The sequence below is a fragment of the Streptomyces sp. L500 genome, assembly GCF_054551825.1.
The window spans coordinates 21,905-41,107 of sequence record NZ_JBTOLC010000026.1; the positions used below are offsets into that span (position 1 = coordinate 21,905).

The window sequence follows — 19,203 nt, forward strand, 5'->3', positions numbered from 1 at the left end:
GGGGCGCGTTTGGGCAGTGGGCCGAGGCGACCGCGTCGCGAACCCGCTGGACCGGGACAGGACGCCGACGAAGATGGAGCCGGTCCGCGTTCAGCTGCGCAAGCTCGCCGGCCGGGGCTGGATCTCCCAGACCAGCTCGGACCGATATATCCCGCGCCGGTCGGCCAGCGCGGACGCTGGCCGATCGAGTCGGGCTGCAACAGAAGGTCCTTTGGAGGGAGTTGGCGTGTGGGTGAAAACCCCCACCGCCCAGCCGAGGGGCCGCCAGGAAGCTGGCTAGCGGGTTCGGCTCCCGCCGTCGATGCGGGCCATCGACCTCGATGCCAACCTGGTACGCAAGCAGCGCAAAGAGACGGGCTCCTGCTGGCGCCCAGGCGGCCGTCGCGCTCGCCGCGCTCCGCCACGACCAGCGCCTTCCGGCATTGCCGGTGACAACGCCGTAGCTGCATCCACCGTGCGTCGCTGGGCGAAGGAAGCGTTCGGGCTCCTGGCTGTGCGAGGCCCGCGGCTGGGCTGGGAGCCGGAGAAGATCACTTGCAGCGGCGGAGTCGAGGCCTGTTGGACGATGCCCTCATTCGCACTCGCCGTCGCACCGGGGTCACCGCCGGCCACAAGGCACGGCTTCGCACCCCTGAAGTCCTGGCGCTTTTATCAAGGTCCGCATGAACGCCCGGCACGCAACCACCCTCCTGCGGGCCCTGTCCGTCCTCGCGAACACCGATACGCCCAACTGGGCACTCCGGACATGCACCGTCTCCTGTCCAGCCTGGCGGCGGGCGAGGAGATCGACGTCTTCTGCCTCACCAACGCGGACGCACCGCCGTCCGCCCGTCAGTCAGGCAGCCCTCCACGCCTTCTTGGAACGCAAGCCCCCGTTCGCGAGCCGCTTCGCGGCAACGCCGAGCCAGCGGGCCCGGATCGGCCCCCGTCTCCACTGTGTCAGTGGACGAGTTGACCGCTTGGGGCACCGCCGCACTACAGCACCAGAGATCTCCGCGTCACCCTTCTTGTTAAAGTGACAGGAACCGAAGTACCTTAAGCAGCATGCAAGCTGACGCGTGGTCACCCCCGCCCGTGCTACTGACGGTTGACCTTGTGATCCTGACGCTGCGTGAAGGGCGACTATGTGTCCTGCTCGTGAAGCGGGGCGAAGATCCCTTTCAAGGCATGCTGGCCCTGCCTGGCGGATTCCTCAATCATGCCGGCGAGGAGATTCTGGATGCCGCACACCGTGAGCTGAGTGAGGAAACCGCTCTGACTGCCGGGTGGGTGCATCTCGAACAGTTGGCCACCTACGGGGACGCAGGCCGCGATCCACGAGGACGAGTCGTTTCGGTGGCCCACTTGGCCATCGCGCCAGGGCTCCCCGAACCGGTCGCGGGAACGGATGCCATGGATGCTGTGTGGGCTCCCGCGGAAACCGTTCTGTCCGGTGAGGTGGAGCTGGCCTTCGATCATCGTCGGATCGTGACGGACGGAATCGAACGCGCGCGTACCAAGCTCGAATTCTCGGCGCTGGCCACGGCATTCTGTGGAGAGCTCTTCACCATAACCGAGTTGCAGCAGGTGTACGAGGCGGTTTGGGGAACCGAACTCGACACCCGTAATTTCTACCGGAAAGTCCAGGCCGTGAAGGGATTCATCATCCCCGCGGGCTCGGGGCGTAGGACCACGGGAGGACGGCCCGCGCGGCTGTACCGGGCCGGACCGAAGACGGTGTTGTTCCCACCACTGATCCGACCCGTGCCGTCCATGACGCAAGAGGATACGAGAGGGGAAGGAGAATAGATGTCGAAGGACCTGGTGGTGATTCTCACCGCCCTCAATCTCGAGTACCAGGCCGTGCGCAGGAAGCTGGCTGGTCCACAATTGCACCGTCATGAGCGTGGGACGCGGTTCGAAGTGGGAACCGTGCAGGGCACTTCATGTCGTGTGGCGCTCGGTCTGACGAACAAAGGGAATCATTCCGCCGCGGTGATCGCTGAGCGTGCGATACAGGAGTTTTCACCGGTGGCCGTGTTGTTCGTCGGCGTCGCCGGCGCCCTGTGGGACGCCAGGCTGGGCGACGTGGTGATGGCGACACACGTGTACGCCTACCACGGCGGGACCAGCGAGGACGGCGGACTCATGGCCCGTCCCCGGGTATGGGAGACGGCGCATGGCATCAGCCAGCTCGGCTTGCATCTGGCTCGGGTGGACGACTGGGCAGACGACTCGCCCGGTCATGGGCGCGCGCCGCAAGTACGCTTCGGCGCGATCGCAGCCGGCGAGGTCGTGCAGAACTCGAAGATCTCGGCTGAGGCGCGGTGGATCCGGCAGCACTACAACGACGCGCTCGCGATCGAGATGGAGGCCGCCGGTGTGGCGCAGGCCGGTCATCTCAACGGGGCACCGGTGGCCATCATCCGGGGGATCAGCGATCGAGCGGACGGTACGAAGGGCAGCGCGAACGACCGTAACTGGCAACCACGGGCCGCGGCGAACGCGGCGGCATTCGCCACTCGGCTGGCTGCGGAGCTGGTGGGAGAACAGGAGCAGATCGCAATGTCCCAGGAAGACAAGGGCCATACGGCCAACAGACTCAATGAGCACGTCAGTAACACCGCTCATAACAGCACTGTTGGCATCATGGCCGGCTCAGTCGAGAAGAGTAGCGTCCACTTAAATGCGGCTCCGAAGGCGACCAGCCCGGCGGACCTGATCGCGGAACTGGACGATTTCCGTGAGCATCTGACGCGCCACCACGTCGAGGGCGCCCTCGACGACGACACCTATCGAGAGGCACTGGCCGAGCTGGGCTCTGCCCGCCGGGCGGCAAGAGAGAAGACTCCTGAATCGCCGAAGAGGGCGACCATGGCGCTCAAGAGGTTACGCGGTCTGGTCGCAGAGTTCCCCGAGCTGGTGGCCAGGCTGGCACCATTGGTTGTTGCGGCGGGTGACTTGTCATGAACGATGGCAGCGGTTTCACGCACAATTCGGCCGCATACGACTCCACCGTCGGAATCCAGGCCGAGACCGTACACAACTCCAACGTTTACTTCGTCCATCCGGATGCATCGCCTCAGGAAAAGTACAAGGTCGGTGTGCGGTTCCTGGAGGATGGCATCCCCAGCCGTGCTCGCGACATGATCAGTGACGCGATCGCCCACGGACACGACAACGCGGAGGTCCGCTTCCACTGGGTGCTTGCCATGCTCAGTGCTCGCGCTTACCACGACCTCAGCACCGAAGAAATCCAGCGGCTGCATCATGCCTCCGGGCTCGTACGGAACTACCCCGAGGGAGAGTGGAAAGACGCTCTCCGCGTCGCTTTCGAACTGCTGGCGATGCTCAGCACCGCCGACGGTGAACCAGGTCGCGTACTGGAGCGGTTACGAGCCTTGTCGCCTCGTCGGCGTGACGCGATCCTCCGCCACCTCGACCTCGTACTCACCGGCGGGCTGAAGGACAGCCTGTGGGCCGAGAACCGCGAGCGGGCCGAGGCAGCTCGTTTCGGCAACGACCGGGTGCAACGGGTCTGGGCCTATTTCGAACCCGACCCCATCGGGCCACGGGCCCTGCCGCCCCATCCGAGCACCGCTGCTGCCGCCCGGGCAGCCTTCCCAGTGCGGGCAGGCCTGTTCGTTGTCGTCACCGCATTCCTCTGGATCTTGGCGCTGGCTGCGGATCCGGCTGCGGCAGTCACAGAGTTACTGATTGCGCTTGGCGCGGGCCTGACCGCGGCTCACTTCGGCCGCCAATGGTGGTACCAGGAATATCAGCTGAAGGCCGAGAACCGTGAGTCCCACATCCCGACAGGCGATCCCGCCTCTACCGGGGACGGGTTCACCAACCGCGTCCGTCATGCGTTCGATCACTACTTCAGCACTCGCGTGCCCCATGGACTGACCCCGCACGAATGGCTCGGTCATACCGTCCACATCCGCAACGGTCTCGTCGCCGAGATCGCGCTTCTCTACCGCGAGAGCCGAGTCAGTGTGGACCGGGTCAACTGGCTGATCCGCTATCTCGCTGAGGATGCCCGAGACCGTCACAACAAAGGCAGTCTGTTCGATTACCGCCACCCGAACCAGACGCTGGCGAAGGCGCTGTGCGTGGTCGCCTTCATCGTTCTCGGCATCACGACTCTGACCCTGCTCGGAACAGTGGCCTCAGGTGCCGGCGTGTCCCAGATTCTGCTGGCCATCCTGGCCGTGGTCGGTGCGGTCTGGTCCGGACGCGCGGCTGCGTCCTCATGGCTGACGGCCCGCGGTGAAGAGCACCGCCTGGCCAAGGAAACCCAGGAATATCAAGAGCGGCTGACCGCGCGGCAGGTCGCGTACCAGAACTGGAAGTCGTTCCTGGACACCACGAGGCCCAGTGAGCTGGAAATGGAGACCTGGCTCACCTGCGACAAGACGCTGTTCGTCGACGAAGCCCTCCGTCACTACCAGCTCACCTGGCGCGACCTGATCACCCACACCATCCTGGTGACACCCGCACGCCCCTACAAGCGAGGGCGCGTGAAGGGCGGTCCTTGGCGATACTCGCGCTACAGCATCCGCCTTTTCCTGGTCACACAGGATGGCGTTCGTGAAATCAGCACGGAATTCGATTTCGCCGATGCAAATCGTGGGAACGAGCAACGAAGCAACTACCGGTTCGATGCGTTGTCCTCAGTGCAGGTCACGGAACGCACCCATGTCGGCTACGACCTGGAGCTCGTCCTCACCAACGGGCCGGCCAGGATTATTCGGGTCAAAGACGCCGATGCCCATCAACTGACGCCGGACGAGAACGCCCAGGAAATCGCCGAAGTCAACCTCAATTCAGCCGGCTTCATCCACACCTTCCGACTCCTGGAAGGAATCGCGGCGGACGGAAAGGGTTGGGTGGAACGAAACAACCCCCACAACCTGCCGCCCTTCCGTGCTGCCGACTGAGCCTTCCGGGCCTTCGCGGCGGGCAGGGGCCGGAGCGCCGGAGCCCTGCCCGCCCACTCATCAGTCCCAGCCGGGACCCGAGCCTAGGAATGGGCATGGCCGCCATAGAAGACGTCACCGAAAGCAAACTGCTGCTGGCCGAGTACGACCGCATCAAGGAGGAGCAAAAAACCCGGATAGGATTCCGTGACAACCTGCTCTACTTCACGCTCGCCGCGTCCATCGCGGTCCTGGCGATCACCGTCCAGAGCAGGCAGGCTCAACTGCTGCTCGCCGTACCCGTGATCTGCCTGGTCCTGGGCTGGACCTATCTGGTCAACGACGAGAAGATCTCGGCGATCGGCTGCTACATCCGCGACCAGCTGGGACCGCGGCTGGCCGAGCTCAGCGGCGCCCACGGAGCAGCGTTCGGCTGGGAGATCTACCACCGCGACGATGCGAGCCGCACCATGCGCAAGCGACTACAGACCGCTGTGGATCTGTTCACGTACTTGGCCTTGCCGATGATCTGCGCGACCGCATTCTGGTGCTCTCCCGCCGTCCAGCCTCTCCTTGTGGTCGTCTCACTCGCACAGACACTTGCCCTGGCCGTGCTGGGCTGGCAGTTCCTGCGGTATGCGGAGCGGTAGTGCCGCTCCGACGGCCACGCGACTCCGCCGTCCCGTTACGGGCTCGGGGTGGGAACACGTGGTGTGCCCGGGGTGTCGGGAGTGCCGGACAGGCGTTGTTGGAGGCGCAGGTGGCGGAACTCGTAGTGGGCTCCCGACTGTCGTAGGACGCCGCGCCGGTGCGCTTCGGCGAGGAACCCCATCAGCCGCCAGGGTGCGCGCCCGGTCAGGGCGAGCCAGACGCGGGCGATGCCGAGTCGGCCCCAGGCGCTGAGCGCGAGCGCGGACGTGCCGACCGGTACCCACAGTTCCATGTGCATGGTGCCCACCGGGCTGCTGCGGCCGACCAGGAGGACCATGGTCCAGCAGATCCCGCCGGCCAGGACGACCGCCGTCGCGCTGCGTGCGAGCGTGGCGGCGCGGTCGGTGCGCAGGGTGCTGCGCGGACCGGCGGCTCGCATGGTGTCGGAAGGGGTGCTCAGGGCGCGGTAGACGCCGGAAGCGCAGCCGCCGATGAGACCGGCCAGGGCTCCGAAGGCCAGGAGGGGCAGCATGGCATCGCGGACGATGACGAGGGCGGAGCGCTCGGTGAGCCACAGCTGGGCGCGCCGCGGCAGCTTGAGCACCACGTTCCAGGCGTCGGCCCTGGGCAGGCCCGAGGCCGTGAGCACCGGCCCCTCGCGCTCCATGCGGATGCGGATTTCCCGTTCGAACGGTTCCGATCGGTGCCAGTCACGGGCGATCCGGGCATGTCGCGGTACGGCCAAGGGAGTTTCGCCAGGCCTGCCGAAGAGCAGCTCCCCCCGGTAGGGCGCCGTGGAAGTGGCCGTACGGACGCCGTACGGCGCTTTCTCCAGATGCCAGCCGTCGACGGTCCGGCCTTCCGGAATACGGGGTGCCCACCGGAACTCGTGTGCCGCGCAGAGCCCGGTGATGCCGCCGACGACCGTGGCGGCGGACACGCCGATGAGCGTGCAGACGGCGAAGCCGCGCAGGAAACCACCGGCGAATCCCTTCAGCATCGCTGTGAGAGTCGTGTGCGCGGTCGCGACCTGCTCGCCGTCCCGCGGCGCGGGCAGCGACCTGCCCCGGAGGACGTTCTCCCGGTGGTCGGCGAGCGGCGGTCCGAGTCTGGACCAGCCCACGTCCAGCGGCGCCGGGTCCTGGAGCCGACGCCGCTGCGCCTCCCGCGCCCACTGCTCCCCCACCGCCTCGGCGAGGGCGTCGGCCGCGCGCTGCCGCCAGCCGCGCGGAGGCTGGGCGTGCCCACCGTCCGGGCCGCGCAGGAGGTCGGCGGCGAAGGCACACACCGAGACGACCGCGGAGACGACGGAGATCCACAGAGAAGCCGCGCCGTTCCTGTCGCCGCCGTTTTGCCACAGCACCACGGCCAGCGCGATCAGAGCCGCGCAGGCCAGTCCCAGGCCGATACGCCGCTGCACACGCGCCCGTTTCAGTGGCGCCCACATGAGCCCGCACCCCGCCTTCGTCACCGTCCGCACCCAGTGAACGACGCGTCCACCGAAGCCGTGCCTCCGTCCGGGAGGCGCACGGAAGCACGAAAGGAGCATCTCGAGGAGCGAATCGTGGAGCGTCTCGGGCAGTGGCGGCCGCTCCCGTTCGTGGCGCCCCTGTGGTCGGCCTGCTCACCGAGCGTGCCTTCGGAGCTGATGCCGGGAGGCGATTCCTCACACCGCGAAGATCCCATCCAATTGCCGTTCCAACACCGCCACCGCCGACTCCGGGGTGCGGTGGCCCACGAGGATGCTCGTGCCCAGCCCCGCCGATAGAGCCAGCAGGGCGATCGCGTCCTGGCGGGGGTCCACCCCGGGGTGGGTGAGGTCCGCTTCCCGGGCCTGGCGGAGGAGTTCGGTCAGGTGGTCCTCGGCCGCTTCGGGGCTGCGGATGAAGGGTTGGGCCGCCAGGGCCTCGTCGGTCACGGCCAGGACGGCGTACGAGGTGTAGACGAGGTGGAAGGTGCGGCTCGCCTCGTCGGTGGGGAGGGACGCCAGCAGGATCGCCTCGATCACCGCGCGCGGGCCCGGGGCGTCGCCGGCCGCCCGGAGGCGGGCGGCCACCCGTTCGCCGAATCGTTCGGTCAGGTGCTCCAGCCCGTAGAGGAGCAGCTTCTCCTTCGTCTCGAAGTAGTACTGCACCAGCCTCAGCGACACTCCCGCCTCCGCCGCCACGTCCCGCATCCGCACGGTGTGCAGCCCGCGGTGGCCGGCCACGCGGAGGAGTGCCTCGGCGATCTCGGTGCGCCGTTCCGCGTGGTCCACGCGCTTCGGCATCGTTCGACTCCGCCCTTCGGTTACAGGGGTCCTCAATGACTCAGTGACCACGACCTCTTCATGGTACCGCCGTATCACTTTGATGGTACGGTCGTATCACGAACCAGGTGATCGTTTCCTAGGAGGCCACCCGTGCCCCAGACCACGGCCCGCGACCGAATCCCCGCCCGCAACCGCCCCGACGTCGGCCGCTACGTCAACGACGCCCTGCGGGAGCGCTACTTCGCCGCGTGCGACGCCGTCTTCGCCCTGGGGGCGACGGCCGTCGCGGAGACGGACGTGGAGACCTCCTTCGGGACCACGCACGTCTACCGCTACGGGCCCGACGACCCGGCCGGCGCCTCCCGTACCCCGGTCGTCCTCGTGCACGGCGCCGGCAGCTGCTCCGCGATGTGGTACCCGAACACGCCCGCGCTCAGCGCCGAACGGCCCGTCTATGCCATCGACACGCCGGGCGACGCCGGCCGCAGCGTGCAGCGCGAGCCCATCCACCGGCCCGAGGACGCCGCGCGCTGGCTGGACGAGACGCTCGCCGGGCTCGGCCTCGACCGCGTCCATCTCGTCGGCTCCTCGTACGGCGGATGGCTCGCCCTGAACCAGGCGCACCGCGAGCCCGGCCGGCTCGCCTCCGTCACCCTGCTCGATCCCGGCGGGCTGGAGAAGGTGGGGCTGCGCTTCTTCGTCTGGATCTTCATCAGTCTCTTCGCGACCTTCGCGCCCAAGGCACTGCGCCCCCGGCTGGCGCGCTGGCTGCAGCAGCCCGTGCTCATCGAGCCGGAGCTCCGCGCGATGGTCAGGGCGGGCGTCCGCGCCTACCGCATCCGCCGCCCGGCTCCGCTGCCCCTGTCCGAGGAGGAGTTGGGCACCATCCGCACCGCCCTGTATCTGGTGCTCGGCAAGCGGAGCCTCCTCGTGCACCCGAAGCGGCAGGTGGAGCGCGTTCCGCGCCTGATACCGGGGGCCCGCGCCGAGATCGTCTCGGATACCGGCCACGGCCCCCAGATCGACCACGCGGACGAGATCAACCGGCGGATGCTCTGTTTCATGGATTCCGTCGAATGATTCGACGGACGACTCGTCGGACATACGTCGGCAAGTGGTCCTGACGGGAGCGCGCCCGTCAGGACCACTGTCACCACCCGGGCGCAGCCGTCAGCGAATGATCAGCGCGTTCTCCATCAGCCGGGGACCCGTGCTGTCGGAGGGCCGGTTGATGAGCCGGCCGCCGACCACCATCGTGGTGGATCCGCCCCCGTCGAGGTTGAGGGCGTTCACCGCGCCGAGGGAGCGCATGACGGCCGCGCTCTCCCGGAAGGTCAGGCCCGAACTGTAGCCCGGGCGGCGGCCGTCGACGGCGACGAACAGCAGGGAGCCGTCGTCCGTGACGCCGGCGAGGCTGCGCGGGTGCCGGTGGGTGCCGAAGTAGTCGAAGAAGCCCGGGTCGTCGGGGTAGTTGAAGCCCTCGGCGTCCGCGGGGATGTCGACGCGGCCGTTCCGGAGCAGCTGCGGGCCGCCCGAGGCGACGTCCATGGCGCGCCCGGCGGTGTCCGTCAGGAGCCGGCCGTTACGGTCGAGGACGGTGGCCGTCACGTTCACCACCTGGCCCTTGCGGGCGTGGGCGCGCAGCCAGTCGGCGCCGTCGCCCGTGCCGGCGAGCAGCGTCGTGCCGGACGGGAACGTGCCGCCGCGCCGGTCGCGCACCTCCAGCACCTTGCCGTTCTTGTCGATGACGACCGCGACGCCGTCACCGGTGTGCGTGGGCCCGTAGAAGAAGTCGGTGTACTGGATGACCTCGGAGTCGTCGGTGCACAGGACGTCGTGGCGCGGCCGCTCGGTGGGGACGTCGCCCCCGGTGCCGCCGCAGTTGCGGATCTTGCCCGGGGAGCGGTTCAGCCCGTCGAGTTCGCGCTGGGCGCCGTCGGCGGAGCGCAGGCGCAGGTTGGTGCTCAGCTGCTGGACGGAGGGGCGTGCGCGCCGGTCGGAGGGCAGGACGAGGGCGCTGGTCCCCTGCACCGCCTCGCTCACGAGCTTGCCGCCGACGACCGACAGGCCGGCGACGTCGCCGAAGGTGCCGTCCTCCTCGTCCGAGCCGTAGCTGCCGTTGATCCCGGCGATGCCGCCCATGTGCTTGACCATGTCGGCCAGCGTCTCGCCGCCCGGCACCCGGTCCTGGGCCTGCCGGACCTGGACCCGCTGCCGCTGCGCGGCGGAGACCCGCAGCACGTCGACGACCCAGGGGCCGGTGCGGCCGGTGCCGTCCTCCCCCGTGAAGTAGGTGTGCGTGGGACGGAAGCCCGCCGCGCGCAGGTCCTTCACGAGCCGGGCGGCGGCCTCCTGGTCGGCGAGCTCGCCGACCCGTACGCGCCAGCCCCACGGCTGCTTCGAGGGCAGGTCCTGGGGGCGCTCGTCCACGCGGCTGACGGCGGGGTCGAAGCCGGCGTCGTCCAGCCGGTCGGCCAGGGAGCGCGCCGCGCTCTCGTCCTTCAGCAGCGCGACCTCGACGGTCCAGTGGTCACGGGCGTCGGGGCGGCCACGCTTGATCCTGGTCCAGGTCACGCCCGGGGCCACCTGGGTGGTGGTGCGGGTCTCGGGAAGGTTCGCGTCCCCCAAGGGGAGTCGCTGTACGGCGGGTTGGACGGCGGGTTGAACGGAAGATTGAACGGCGGGTTGAACGACCGCCTGGGCCCCGGCCTGCAGGCCCGTGGCGGGCAGAACGAGTGCCAGTGTGGCCAGGCCGGCGGTGAGCACCGACCGGCGCGTGCGTCTGATCTTCACCACTTTCCTCCCTGCCCTCTCCATGTCGTGGCGCGGGCTGTCGCCGCAGTGTGGCCGCGCAGCGTGTCGCCCACGCGAACGCTCAGCTCAGCATGGCGTAATGCAACGGAAACAAGGTGCTGCTGTGCGGGAGGAGTTGGGCCGGTTCACCCTGTGGGGGACGCGCCGCCGCGCCCCGCCGCGCCCGCGAAAATCTTCCATCATGCCGCAACCCGGTCCACCCGGCGGCGAAAACCCCCACGCGGATCGTTCAACTCACCGCGCCCGCTAGGCTACTGGGAGCAACGGCTCTGCCTCCCCTGAGTGCCCCGCCCGGCCGGGCGGGGCCCCGGCGCGTACCCGGGATCGTCAAGAGGTGAGGAGTCGGCCGATGGTGAAGCCGAGGGGCAGGAGGAGGCGTCGGGGACGGCGTCCCGGTCCGGATCGTCAGGGTCCGCGGGACTGGGTGACGCTCTCGGCCGTGCTTCTGAACGCGGTTGCCGCCATCGCGCGGTGTTGTGACCAGCTGCTGCGCTGACGCGTACCGGCTGGGGCGGTTCCGGACGACGGGTCGGTCCCACCTGGAGGTGTGGACCCGGCCGGTGCTAGGTCGGCCGGGTCCACACGATGCCTCGCACGGGACGGGCCTGGCTCTCGGCGACATCCGGAGCCGGGCCCTTCGCGTTCCGTACGAGAGACTGGCCTCCGCCGATCGTCCGCGGAGCGCGCAGTCACTGTAGCAATTGGTCAAGCGCGTGCTACCCCTTTGACCTGCGACGAAGGCAATCCGGCCACAACGGGCCACGTCAAACGCCCACCGTCCGCCATGCCTCGCCATACCTTCGCCACCCCTCCCCAGCAGCCGGAAGGCCGCCGAGGGCCCGAGCGCCCCGCGCCCGGGTGGCGCGCGGGGTGGCGGTTCCCGGGCCGCGGCGGCATATCTCCGCCCGCGCTTCCCTCGCCTCCGCCACGCCGTGCGGGCCCCCGATTCAGCCGGGAGACCCGCCGCTCTCCCCCGACCGGCCCATGTTGCTTACCGAATGGAGCAATACGACTACCCTGCGGATGCTCCGTCCGGAGTGCGGGGTGAACCTCGGAAACGAAGGAGGTACACCCAATGAAGTCAATCCGTACCGCTCTCTGCGGCACCCTGACGGCAGTCGCCGTCTGCGCGGCGCCCGCCGCGTATGCCCTCGGCTCCTCCAACACCCCGGTCAAGCCGCCCCAAAGCAGCGTCGTGCAGCACACCGGTCATGACGAGGACTGCGACGACGACCACGGCCGTGGTGACCACGACCACGGCCACGGCCGTCACGACCGCGATCGCGACCGTGACGACTGCGACGACGACCACGGGCGCGAACACGGCCGTGACCACGAGGACCACGGCCGCGAACACGGCCGGGACCACGGGCGCGACCACGACTGGGACGACCACGACGACCACGGTCGGGACGACCACGGGCGTGACCACGGCCGGGACCACGAGGACCACGGCCGCGAACACGGCCGGGACCACGGACGTGAGGACCACGGCCGTGAGGACCACGGGCGCGACCACGGGCGTGAGGACCACGGCCGTGACCACGGACGTGAGGACCACGGGCGCGACCACGAGCACGGTCGCGACCACGGGCGTGAGGACCACGGCCGGGAGCACGAGCGCCCGCACGGCCGCAACCACACGGGCGGTGGCGCCACGGCGCCGGTGGCCGCGTCCGAGTCCACGTCCGTCGACGCCCCCGCGCTCGCCCTCGCGGGCGCCACGGTGGGTATGGCCGGTGGGCTGATCTGGTACCGGCGCCGCGTCAACGCGGCCAAGCGGTGACAGGGAGCGAACCGGCGTCATGTCAGAAGCGCGCACAGGCGGTTCGAACCGCCGCCTGCTGACCGGGGTGGCCTGGGTGGCTCTGCTGCTGGCCCTGTGGCTCTGGGGTCACGACACCGTGGAGGAGCCGATAGCCTCGGCCCCCAGGCCCGGTGCCGTGGCCACCGAGGGCCGCCCCCCTGCGCGCGGCCTGCCCCCGGCACACGAACCGTTGCCGGGGGCGGGCCCCCTCGTGCTCGCCATCAAGGCGGTGGGGCTGAAGGCCCCGATCGAGGGGCACGGGCTCGACCCGCGCGGCGGCGTCGAACCGCCCCCGTACGAGCGGCCCAACGCCGTCTCCTGGTACCAGGACGGCCCCGCGCCCGGAAGCACGGGAACCGCCGTGCTCGTCGGGCACGTCGACACCCAGACCTCACCGGCGGTCTTCTACGAGCTGAGCTCCCTCAAGCGCGGCGCGAAGATCAACGTCACCCGGGTGGACGGCTCCACGGCCGAGTTCACCGTCGACGACATCACCGTCGTCGACAAGGACCACTGGGACGACGACAAGGTCTACGGCCCCCGCGACACCAACCGCGCCGAGCTCCGCCTGATCACCTGCGGCGGCGAGTACGACCGCGCCCAGCACGAGTACACCGCCAACCTGGTGGTCTCGGCCTATCTCACCGGGACCGGCCGGACCCTGCCCGAGCCCCGCGTCACCCCCGACACCCAGGGCTCCTCCGACGGCCAGGGCCAGAGCCAGGGCCAGGGCACCTCCGACACCTAGGCCGCACCACCCCCCTCATGCCGTTCGCCGCGCGCCCCGGATTGCGGTCCGGAGCGCTTCGCTGCGTCCGCCACCGTTCGCCCCGGCGCGCATACTTGGCCCGTACCGACTCGGCACGGGGGGTTCGATGCCGGAGCAAGGCACGTCACTACAGGAACTGATAGCCCGTCAACACCGTTCGGGACTCGTCGGCCGCCAGGCTGAGCTCGCCTGTTTCCAGGAGAACTTGCGGCAGCCCGCCGACGACCCCTCCCACCGTTTCGTCTTCCACCTCCACGGCGTCAGCGGCGTCGGCAAGACCTTTCTGCTCCAGCAGATGATCAGCGGCGCGCGGGCGCAGCAGGCCCTGACCGCGTACGTCACCGACACGGCCCGCACCGTCGTCGACACCATGGCGGCCATCGGCGCGGAGCTCGCGCGACAGGGCTGCCCCCTGCGGAAGTTCGACGGCCTCCTCACCACCTACCACCGCAAGCTGCGCGAGGCCGACGCCCTCGCCCACGCGGAACGGCCGGTGCCCGGCCGGGAGCGGGAGGGCTCCCCCTCCGCCTCCAGCCGGGTGGCGGCGCGGATCGGGCTGGCGTCGCTGGGGCTGGTGCCCGGCCTCGGGTTCGTCGCCGAGGCGGCCGACGCCACCGAGGTCGCCCAGGCGGCGGACCGGCTGCGGGAGTGGCTCGGCGGCCATTTCCACAACCGCGAGGACGTCGACCTGGTGATGTCCCCGGTGCGCACGCTCACGCCCGCCTTCACCAAGGACCTCCGCGACGTCGCGGCCCGCCGGAGCTGGGTGGCGCTGTTCTTCGACGACTACGAGCGCACGGCGCCGGTGCTCGACGACTGGCTGCGCGAGCTGCTCCTGAGCGACGTCCACGGGGCGCTCCCCGGCAACGCCGTGCTCGCCCTCGCCGGTCAGCAGCCGCTCGGCCACGCGGGCTGGGGCGACCAGCTCGGCGTCGTCCAGCACATGCCGCTCGACGTCTTCACCGAGGCGGAGGCCCGGCAACTGCTGGCCGCGAAGGGCATCGGCGACGAGCACAGCGTCCGCCTGATCCTGCGCGAGTCCGGCCGGCTGCCCCGGCAGCTGGTCCTGATGGCCCGCAACGGCCCCGACGACCCGCACATCGCCGACGTCAGCGAGGCCACGGTCGAACGCGCCCTCAAGGACGAGACCGACCCGGTCCGGCATGCCGCCGCGGCGGCGTGCGCCCTGCCCCGGCGGTTCGACGAGGAGGTGTACCGGGCCGCCGTCGAGCCCGAGGCGGCCGGTCACTTCGACTGGCTGCGCAGCCGCCCCTTCGTCACCGACCAGGGCGGCACCTACCAGTACACCGAGCCCATCCGGGCGGCCTTCCTGCGCCGGCAGCGCCACCACTCGCCCCGGCGCTGGTACGACCGGCACCGGGCGCTGGCCGGGACGTTCGAGGAGTGGCGGCTGCGGCTGGAGGAGGCCCTGGCCCCGGAGGACCGGTGGGCCGACGACCGCTGGGTGGAGTACGCCCTCGAGGAGCGGTTCCACCACCTGTGCGCCTTCCCCCGGATCTCCCCGCGTACGGTCACGCGCTTCCTGGTCGACGCCTGTGCCGCCGAGCCGCCCCGGATCCGGCGGTGCGCCGACATGCTGGCCCAGGCCGGGGAGACGGCGGACCTGGAGTGGGCCCGCGGTCTCGGGCAGCGGCTCCTCGCGGCTCTGCCGGACGAGCACGCCGACGTCACCCCCGCCCTGGACGTCCTGCTGGGCGAGCCGGGCCTGGACACCGCCGAGCGGGTCACGGCGCTCGTGGCCCGGGCGGAGCGGCACCGCAGGGCCGGGCGCGCCGAGGACGCGCTCGCGGACTACCGGGACGCCCTGCAACTGGATCCGTCCTGCCCGCGCGTCTTCACGGGCCGCGGCATCCTCTACCGGGCCATGTCCCGTCTCGCCGCGTCGCGCGCGGACTTCACCCGTGCCCTGGAGCTCACCCCCGGCGACCCCGCGGCCCTGGCCGGCCGGGGCGCCACCCACCGGCTCATGGGGCGCTACGGCGACGCGCTGACCGACCTCCAGCGGGCCATCGAGATCAACCCCGAACTCCACTGGGCCCACGCCGAACGCGGCTGGTCCTATCTCGCCACCCGGCAGCCCGAGGCGGCGTTCACGGCCTTCACCCGCGCGCTCGGCCACCGGCCCGACGACTCCCGGCTGTTCATCGGGCGGGCCTGCGCCCACCGGTTCACCGGCCACTACGAGCTGGCGCTCACCGACTGCGGCCACGCCCTGCGCCTCAAGCCGGACTCGTGGTGGGCGCACGCGGTGCGCGGTGCGACGTACCGGCTGATGGAGCGCAACGACGAGGCGCTCGCCGACCTCACCCGGGCCATCGAGCTGCGCCCCGACTACGACTGGTGCCTGGCCGGGCGCGGGGAGGTGTACCGGCGCGAGGGCCGGTTCGAGGAGGCGCTGCGCGATCTCGACCACGCCCTGCGCATCCAGCCGGACAACGACTGGGCGCTGGCCCGGCGCGGCGCGGTGTACTGCGCCCAGCGGCGCACCGAGGAGGCGCTGGCGGACTTCCAGCGGTCCCTGGACGTGATGCCCGACTACGACTGGGCGCTCATCCGGCCGGCGGGCACCTACCGGCTCATGGGGCACGAGTTCGACTGGTACTCGGCCCCGGGGTGACGCCGCCGGCGGGTGGCGGCGTGCGTTCCTCTGGCGATCAGCTCCCGGCTCGGGGCAGGCTGTCGTCCCTCAGCACGTGGGCGCACATGGAGGAGGGATATTCCATGAATCCGCACTTATGCCGGCAGCACGGGCGCCACCCATGAGCGGGTACGGGCACCGGAACGGGGAGGGCGTCTCGCGGATCGCCCTCACCCCCGCCGCCGCCGGGCTCGTCCGGCGGCTGAGCGAGCGGCACGGTCCGCTGATGTTCCACCAGTCGGGCGGCTGCTGCGACGGCAGTTCGCCGATGTGCTACCCGCGCGGTGAGTTCCGCACGGGCGGCTCGGACGTGCTGCTGGCCGAGCTGGTCGTCGACGGGGTGGCGGAGCCGGTCCGCTTCTGGATGTCGGCCGAGCAGTTCGAGCGGTGGCGCCACACCCATCTGACGGTGGACGTGGTGCCGGGGCGGGGCAGCGGCTTCTCGCTGGAGGCTCCGGAGGGGGTGCGCTTCCTGATCCGCTCCCGGCTGCTGACGGACCGGGAGGCACGCGCCCTCGACGGCGCCGCCGCCACGCCCCCGCCCGGCTGAGCCGCCTGCCACCCGCCTCGTCCCCCGGCCTCCGTCCGTCAGACGGAGGCCGCGTCCGCCAGGGAGAGGGTGTGGAGCCGGTCCGGCGGGCCGGGGCGGGCGTAGTACCAGCCCTGGGCCGTGTCGCAGCCCAGCAGCCGCAGGTGGTCCGCCTGGGTGCCGGTCTCCACGCCCTCGACCGTGACCGACAGGTCGAGGGTGTGGGCGAGCGAGACGATGCCCTCGACGATCTTCACGTCGACGGGGTCGGCGGGGGCGCACTGCATGCCGCGGGTGAAGGAGCGGTCGAGCTTGAGGGTGCTGACGGGCAGCCGGCGCAGGTACGAGAGGTTGGAGTAGCCGGTGCCGAAGTCGTCGAGGGCGATGTCGACGCCGAGGTCCGCGAGCTGGCGCAGCGGGCGCAGCTCCTCCTCGTCGGCGCCGATGAGGGCGTTCTCGGTGACCTCCAGGCACAGGGCGGAGGGGTCGAGGCCGGCGTCCTCCAGCACGGCGACGGTGTCGGCGACGAGGCCGGGGTAGCGGAGCTGGGAGGGCGAGAGGTTGACGTTGACGCGGAAGGGGGTGCCGTCGGGGCCGTCGGTGTGCCAGGAGCGAGCCTGGCGGGCGGCCTCGGCCAGGACCCAGCGGCCCAGCGGCACGATGAGGCCGGTGCTCTCGGCGAGGGGTATGAAGCGGTCGGGGCCGAGCACCCCGTGCACCGGGTGGAGCCAGCGGACGAGCGCTTCCGCGCCCCGTACGGTGCCGTCCTCCAGCCGTACCAGCGGCTGGTACTCGATGAAGAACTCGCCGTTGTCGAGGGCGGCGGGCAGCCGGTTGGTGAGGCCGTGGCGGGCGATGGCGCGGGCGTCGGAGTCGGCGTCGGCGAGCTCGTAGCGGTTCCCGCCGGCGGCCTTGGCGCGGTACATGGTGATGTCGGCGCTGCGCAGCACCTCGGCGGCGCCGAGCTCGCCGGCGGCGCCGTCGACGATGCCGATGCTGGCCCGTACGGACAGGTCGCGGCCGTCGAGGTGGACGGGCTCGGCGAGGGCGGCCAGCATCCGCCGGGCCAGCGCGGTCGCCTCGCCGGGGGCGGAGGGGCCGGTGATCAGGGCGACGAACTCGTCGCCGCCGAGGCGGGCGACGAGTTCCCGGGACCCGGTGGCGCAGGCGCGCAGCCGTTCGGCGACGGCGACGAGCAGCCGGTCCCCCACCGCGTGGCCGAGGCTGTCGTTGACGGCCTTGAAGCCGTCGAGGTCGAGGTAGCACAGGCCGAAGCGGCCGGCTCCCTCCTCGGCGGAATCGGTGCCGGACTTGGCGCCGGGCCCGGTGCCGGACCCGGTCTCCAGCGCCTGGTCGAGGCGTTCGAAGAAGAGGGCGCGGTTGGGCAGGCCGGTGAGGGGGTCGTGGGTGGCCTCGTAGCGCAGGCGCGCGTGGAGCTGGCGGCGCTCGGTGATGTCCTCCATCAGCGCCAGCTGGTACTGGGGTTCGCCGGCGGCGTCCCGCAGGAGGGTGACCGACATGTCGGTCCACACCACGCTGCCGTCGCTGCGGTAGTACGGCTTCTCGACGCGGTAGTGGTCGCGGTCGCCGCGCACGAGCTCGCGGTAGAGGCTCCAGAACTCGGGGGCGTCGTCGGGGTGGACGAGCTCGCCGACGTTGCGGCCGGTGACCTTGCGGCCGGGGCTGCCGAACATGCCCTGGAGCGCGCCGTTGACGTCGATGATGCGGCCGTCGACGTCGGCGATGCCCACTCCCACGGAGGTGTCCTCGAAGACGGCGCGGAACCGGGCCTCGCTGGTGTGGAGGGCCTGTTCGGCCTCGGCGAGGGCGGCGCGGGCCGCCTTGGTGGCGGCCTCCTCCTCGGCGCGGGCGTGCTCGGCGAGGGCCTGGGCGAAGCCCGCGGCCACGGCGTGCTGGAGACGGGAGCAGCGGGCGCGGCTCTCCTCGGCGGGCATGGGGTGCCCGGGCGGCAGATAGAGCACCAGATAGGCGTCGATGACGCCGAGGATCTGGGGCAGTGCCGCGGCCTCGGTGCAGTGCGCGGCGACGAGCGCGGCACCGACGTCGTGGGCGGGGCGGGGGTCGAACGGCCGGGCGTGGAGGGCGTCGCGGAGCACGGCGGCCAGCGGCACGAGATGGCGCTCGAACTCGGCCCGGGACACCGGGGCGGACAGCGTCGGGTGGACCGCCCGGCTCCATATGGCGGCGAACCGCCGCAGCCGGTCGTCACGCAGATCGCAGCGGGCGGTCCCGATGGCCGGTTCCCTCGCGGCGTACGAAACCGGGGAGGCGGTTTGCTTCACAGGCAGCATTCTGCCACTGAACCGTCCGGTCACGGCTGCCACCCCGCCCCGGCGTGCCGCGTCCGTATGGGATTCCGCTTCCGGATGCGGGCCGCGGTCACCGTCATGGCGTCCTGTTGAGGGCGCGTCAGCGACGAAGAACAAACCGCACGGTCGATGCCGTACCGCTTCTTCTCCGACGTGACCCTCGGCAGACCCGACGCGTGGGACGAGAACGGGCCGCTGCCCCGGGGGGCCCTGGTGGGACGCTCCATCAGACTGTGTCTCCAGCTCATCACAAGGGTGTCGGGGGGTGATGAGCAGAGGCTACTGATCGTTCGTTCGAATGGAAGCGTCAAGCGGAAATGGCTCATCCGCATTCGGCCACCGGCCACCTTCGCCTCCTGCGGGTTGTTCTCCACAGCGGTTCGAAACCACCCGATCGCGTGACATGCATCTCTTCCGCCCCAGGGGTTCACCGCGACTGCGGTGGTGGCGGGACGTGTCGATGATCACGAAATCGATCGCTATCGGCCGCTT

At 70.6% G+C, this 19,203-nt stretch carries 13 protein-coding genes; 9 read left to right on the forward strand and 4 right to left on the reverse strand.

Features of this window, described 5'->3' with window-relative positions; genetic code table 11:
* The first annotated feature begins 1,044 nt into the window (after positions 1-1,044).
* The 4 genes from ACX9I7_RS22245 to ACX9I7_RS22260 all read left to right on the forward strand — a co-directional run bounded on the left by ACX9I7_RS22245 (position 1,045) and on the right by ACX9I7_RS22260 (position 5,551).
* Positions 1,045-1,788 (forward strand): NUDIX hydrolase, encoded by a 744-nt coding sequence (locus ACX9I7_RS22245; protein ID WP_459388301.1) that lies wholly within the window; start codon positions 1,045-1,047, stop codon positions 1,786-1,788.
* Positions 1,789-2,949, forward strand: a complete 1,161-nt coding sequence (locus ACX9I7_RS22250) for a 5'-methylthioadenosine/S-adenosylhomocysteine nucleosidase family protein (RefSeq protein ID WP_387576261.1) — start codon at positions 1,789-1,791, stop codon at positions 2,947-2,949.
* On the forward strand, positions 2,946-4,922 hold the full coding sequence (locus ACX9I7_RS22255; RefSeq protein WP_387576263.1) for a hypothetical protein: 1,977 nt from the start codon (positions 2,946-2,948) through the stop codon (positions 4,920-4,922). The genes ACX9I7_RS22250 and ACX9I7_RS22255 overlap by 4 nt, the downstream gene beginning before the upstream one ends.
* 95 nt (positions 4,923-5,017) lie before the next feature.
* The gene (locus ACX9I7_RS22260; protein ID WP_387576265.1) at positions 5,018-5,551 is read left to right on the forward strand and encodes a hypothetical protein; all 534 of its coding nucleotides are present in this window, start codon (positions 5,018-5,020) and stop codon (positions 5,549-5,551) included.
* A gap of 35 nt (positions 5,552-5,586) precedes the next feature.
* Here ACX9I7_RS22260 and ACX9I7_RS22265 read toward each other — a convergent pair whose 3' ends face one another.
* Positions 5,587-6,972 carry a hypothetical protein gene (locus tag ACX9I7_RS22265; protein ID WP_459388302.1) on the reverse strand — a complete coding sequence of 462 codons (1,386 nt, stop codon included), beginning with the start codon at positions 6,970-6,972 and terminating at the stop codon, positions 5,587-5,589.
* Between the two features lie 246 nt (positions 6,973-7,218).
* The gene (locus ACX9I7_RS22270) at positions 7,219-7,821 is read right to left on the reverse strand and encodes a TetR/AcrR family transcriptional regulator (RefSeq protein WP_459388303.1); all 603 of its coding nucleotides are present in this window, start codon (positions 7,819-7,821) and stop codon (positions 7,219-7,221) included.
* A 132-nt stretch (positions 7,822-7,953) separates the two neighbouring features.
* Between ACX9I7_RS22270 and ACX9I7_RS22275 the strand changes: the two genes are divergently transcribed.
* Positions 7,954-8,883, forward strand: coding sequence for an alpha/beta fold hydrolase (locus ACX9I7_RS22275; protein WP_459388304.1), 930 nt, complete (start codon positions 7,954-7,956; stop codon positions 8,881-8,883).
* 90 nt (positions 8,884-8,973) lie between these two features.
* Here ACX9I7_RS22275 and ACX9I7_RS22280 read toward each other — a convergent pair whose 3' ends face one another.
* On the reverse strand, positions 8,974-10,377 hold the full coding sequence (locus tag ACX9I7_RS22280; RefSeq protein ID WP_459388305.1) for a phosphodiester glycosidase family protein: 1,404 nt from the start codon (positions 10,375-10,377) through the stop codon (positions 8,974-8,976).
* A gap of 1,315 nt (positions 10,378-11,692) precedes the next feature.
* On the opposite strand from ACX9I7_RS22280, the gene ACX9I7_RS22285 reads away from it, so the two are divergent.
* The 4 genes from ACX9I7_RS22285 to ACX9I7_RS22300 all read left to right on the forward strand — a co-directional run bounded on the left by ACX9I7_RS22285 (position 11,693) and on the right by ACX9I7_RS22300 (position 16,402).
* Positions 11,693-12,403: a hypothetical protein gene (locus ACX9I7_RS22285; RefSeq protein WP_387576275.1), complete on the forward strand. Its 711-nt coding sequence runs from the start codon at positions 11,693-11,695 to the stop codon at positions 12,401-12,403.
* A gap of 19 nt (positions 12,404-12,422) precedes the next feature.
* On the forward strand, positions 12,423-13,172 hold the full coding sequence (locus ACX9I7_RS22290; RefSeq protein ID WP_358622597.1) for a class F sortase: 750 nt from the start codon (positions 12,423-12,425) through the stop codon (positions 13,170-13,172).
* A 226-nt stretch (positions 13,173-13,398) separates the two neighbouring features.
* Positions 13,399-15,831, forward strand: a complete 2,433-nt coding sequence (locus ACX9I7_RS22295) for a tetratricopeptide repeat protein (RefSeq protein ID WP_387576279.1) — start codon at positions 13,399-13,401, stop codon at positions 15,829-15,831.
* 142 nt (positions 15,832-15,973) lie between these two features.
* A complete protein-coding gene (locus ACX9I7_RS22300) occupies positions 15,974-16,402 on the forward strand; it encodes a DUF779 domain-containing protein (RefSeq protein WP_386725885.1) in 429 nt (142 codons plus the stop codon).
* 38 nt (positions 16,403-16,440) lie between these two features.
* Here the strand turns inward: ACX9I7_RS22300 and ACX9I7_RS22305 are convergent, their stop codons facing one another.
* Positions 16,441-18,693: a putative bifunctional diguanylate cyclase/phosphodiesterase gene (locus ACX9I7_RS22305; protein ID WP_459388306.1), complete on the reverse strand. Its 2,253-nt coding sequence runs from the start codon at positions 18,691-18,693 to the stop codon at positions 16,441-16,443.
* Between the last annotated feature and the right edge of the window lie 510 nt (positions 18,694-19,203).

What these genes read in the sequence shown, in the direction of transcription:
- ACX9I7_RS22250 (WP_387576261.1), top strand. Translation starts at nt 1,789, where the DNA reads ATGTCGAAGGACCTGGTGGTGATTCTCACCGCCCTCAATCTCGAGTAC.
- ACX9I7_RS22255 (WP_387576263.1), top strand. Translation starts at nt 2,946, where the DNA reads ATGAACGATGGCAGCGGTTTCACGCACAATTCGGCCGCATACGACTCC.
- ACX9I7_RS22245 (WP_459388301.1), top strand. Translation starts at nt 1,045, where the DNA reads ATGCAAGCTGACGCGTGGTCACCCCCGCCCGTGCTACTGACGGTTGAC.
- ACX9I7_RS22270 (WP_459388303.1), bottom strand. Translation starts at nt 7,821, where the DNA reads ATGCCGAAGCGCGTGGACCACGCGGAACGGCGCACCGAGATCGCCGAG.
- ACX9I7_RS22260 (WP_387576265.1), top strand. Translation starts at nt 5,018, where the DNA reads ATGGCCGCCATAGAAGACGTCACCGAAAGCAAACTGCTGCTGGCCGAG.
- ACX9I7_RS22290 (WP_358622597.1), top strand. Translation starts at nt 12,423, where the DNA reads ATGTCAGAAGCGCGCACAGGCGGTTCGAACCGCCGCCTGCTGACCGGG.
- ACX9I7_RS22300 (WP_386725885.1), top strand. Translation starts at nt 15,974, where the DNA reads ATGAGCGGGTACGGGCACCGGAACGGGGAGGGCGTCTCGCGGATCGCC.
- ACX9I7_RS22305 (WP_459388306.1), bottom strand. Translation starts at nt 18,693, where the DNA reads ATGCTGCCTGTGAAGCAAACCGCCTCCCCGGTTTCGTACGCCGCGAGG.
- ACX9I7_RS22285 (WP_387576275.1), top strand. Translation starts at nt 11,693, where the DNA reads ATGAAGTCAATCCGTACCGCTCTCTGCGGCACCCTGACGGCAGTCGCC.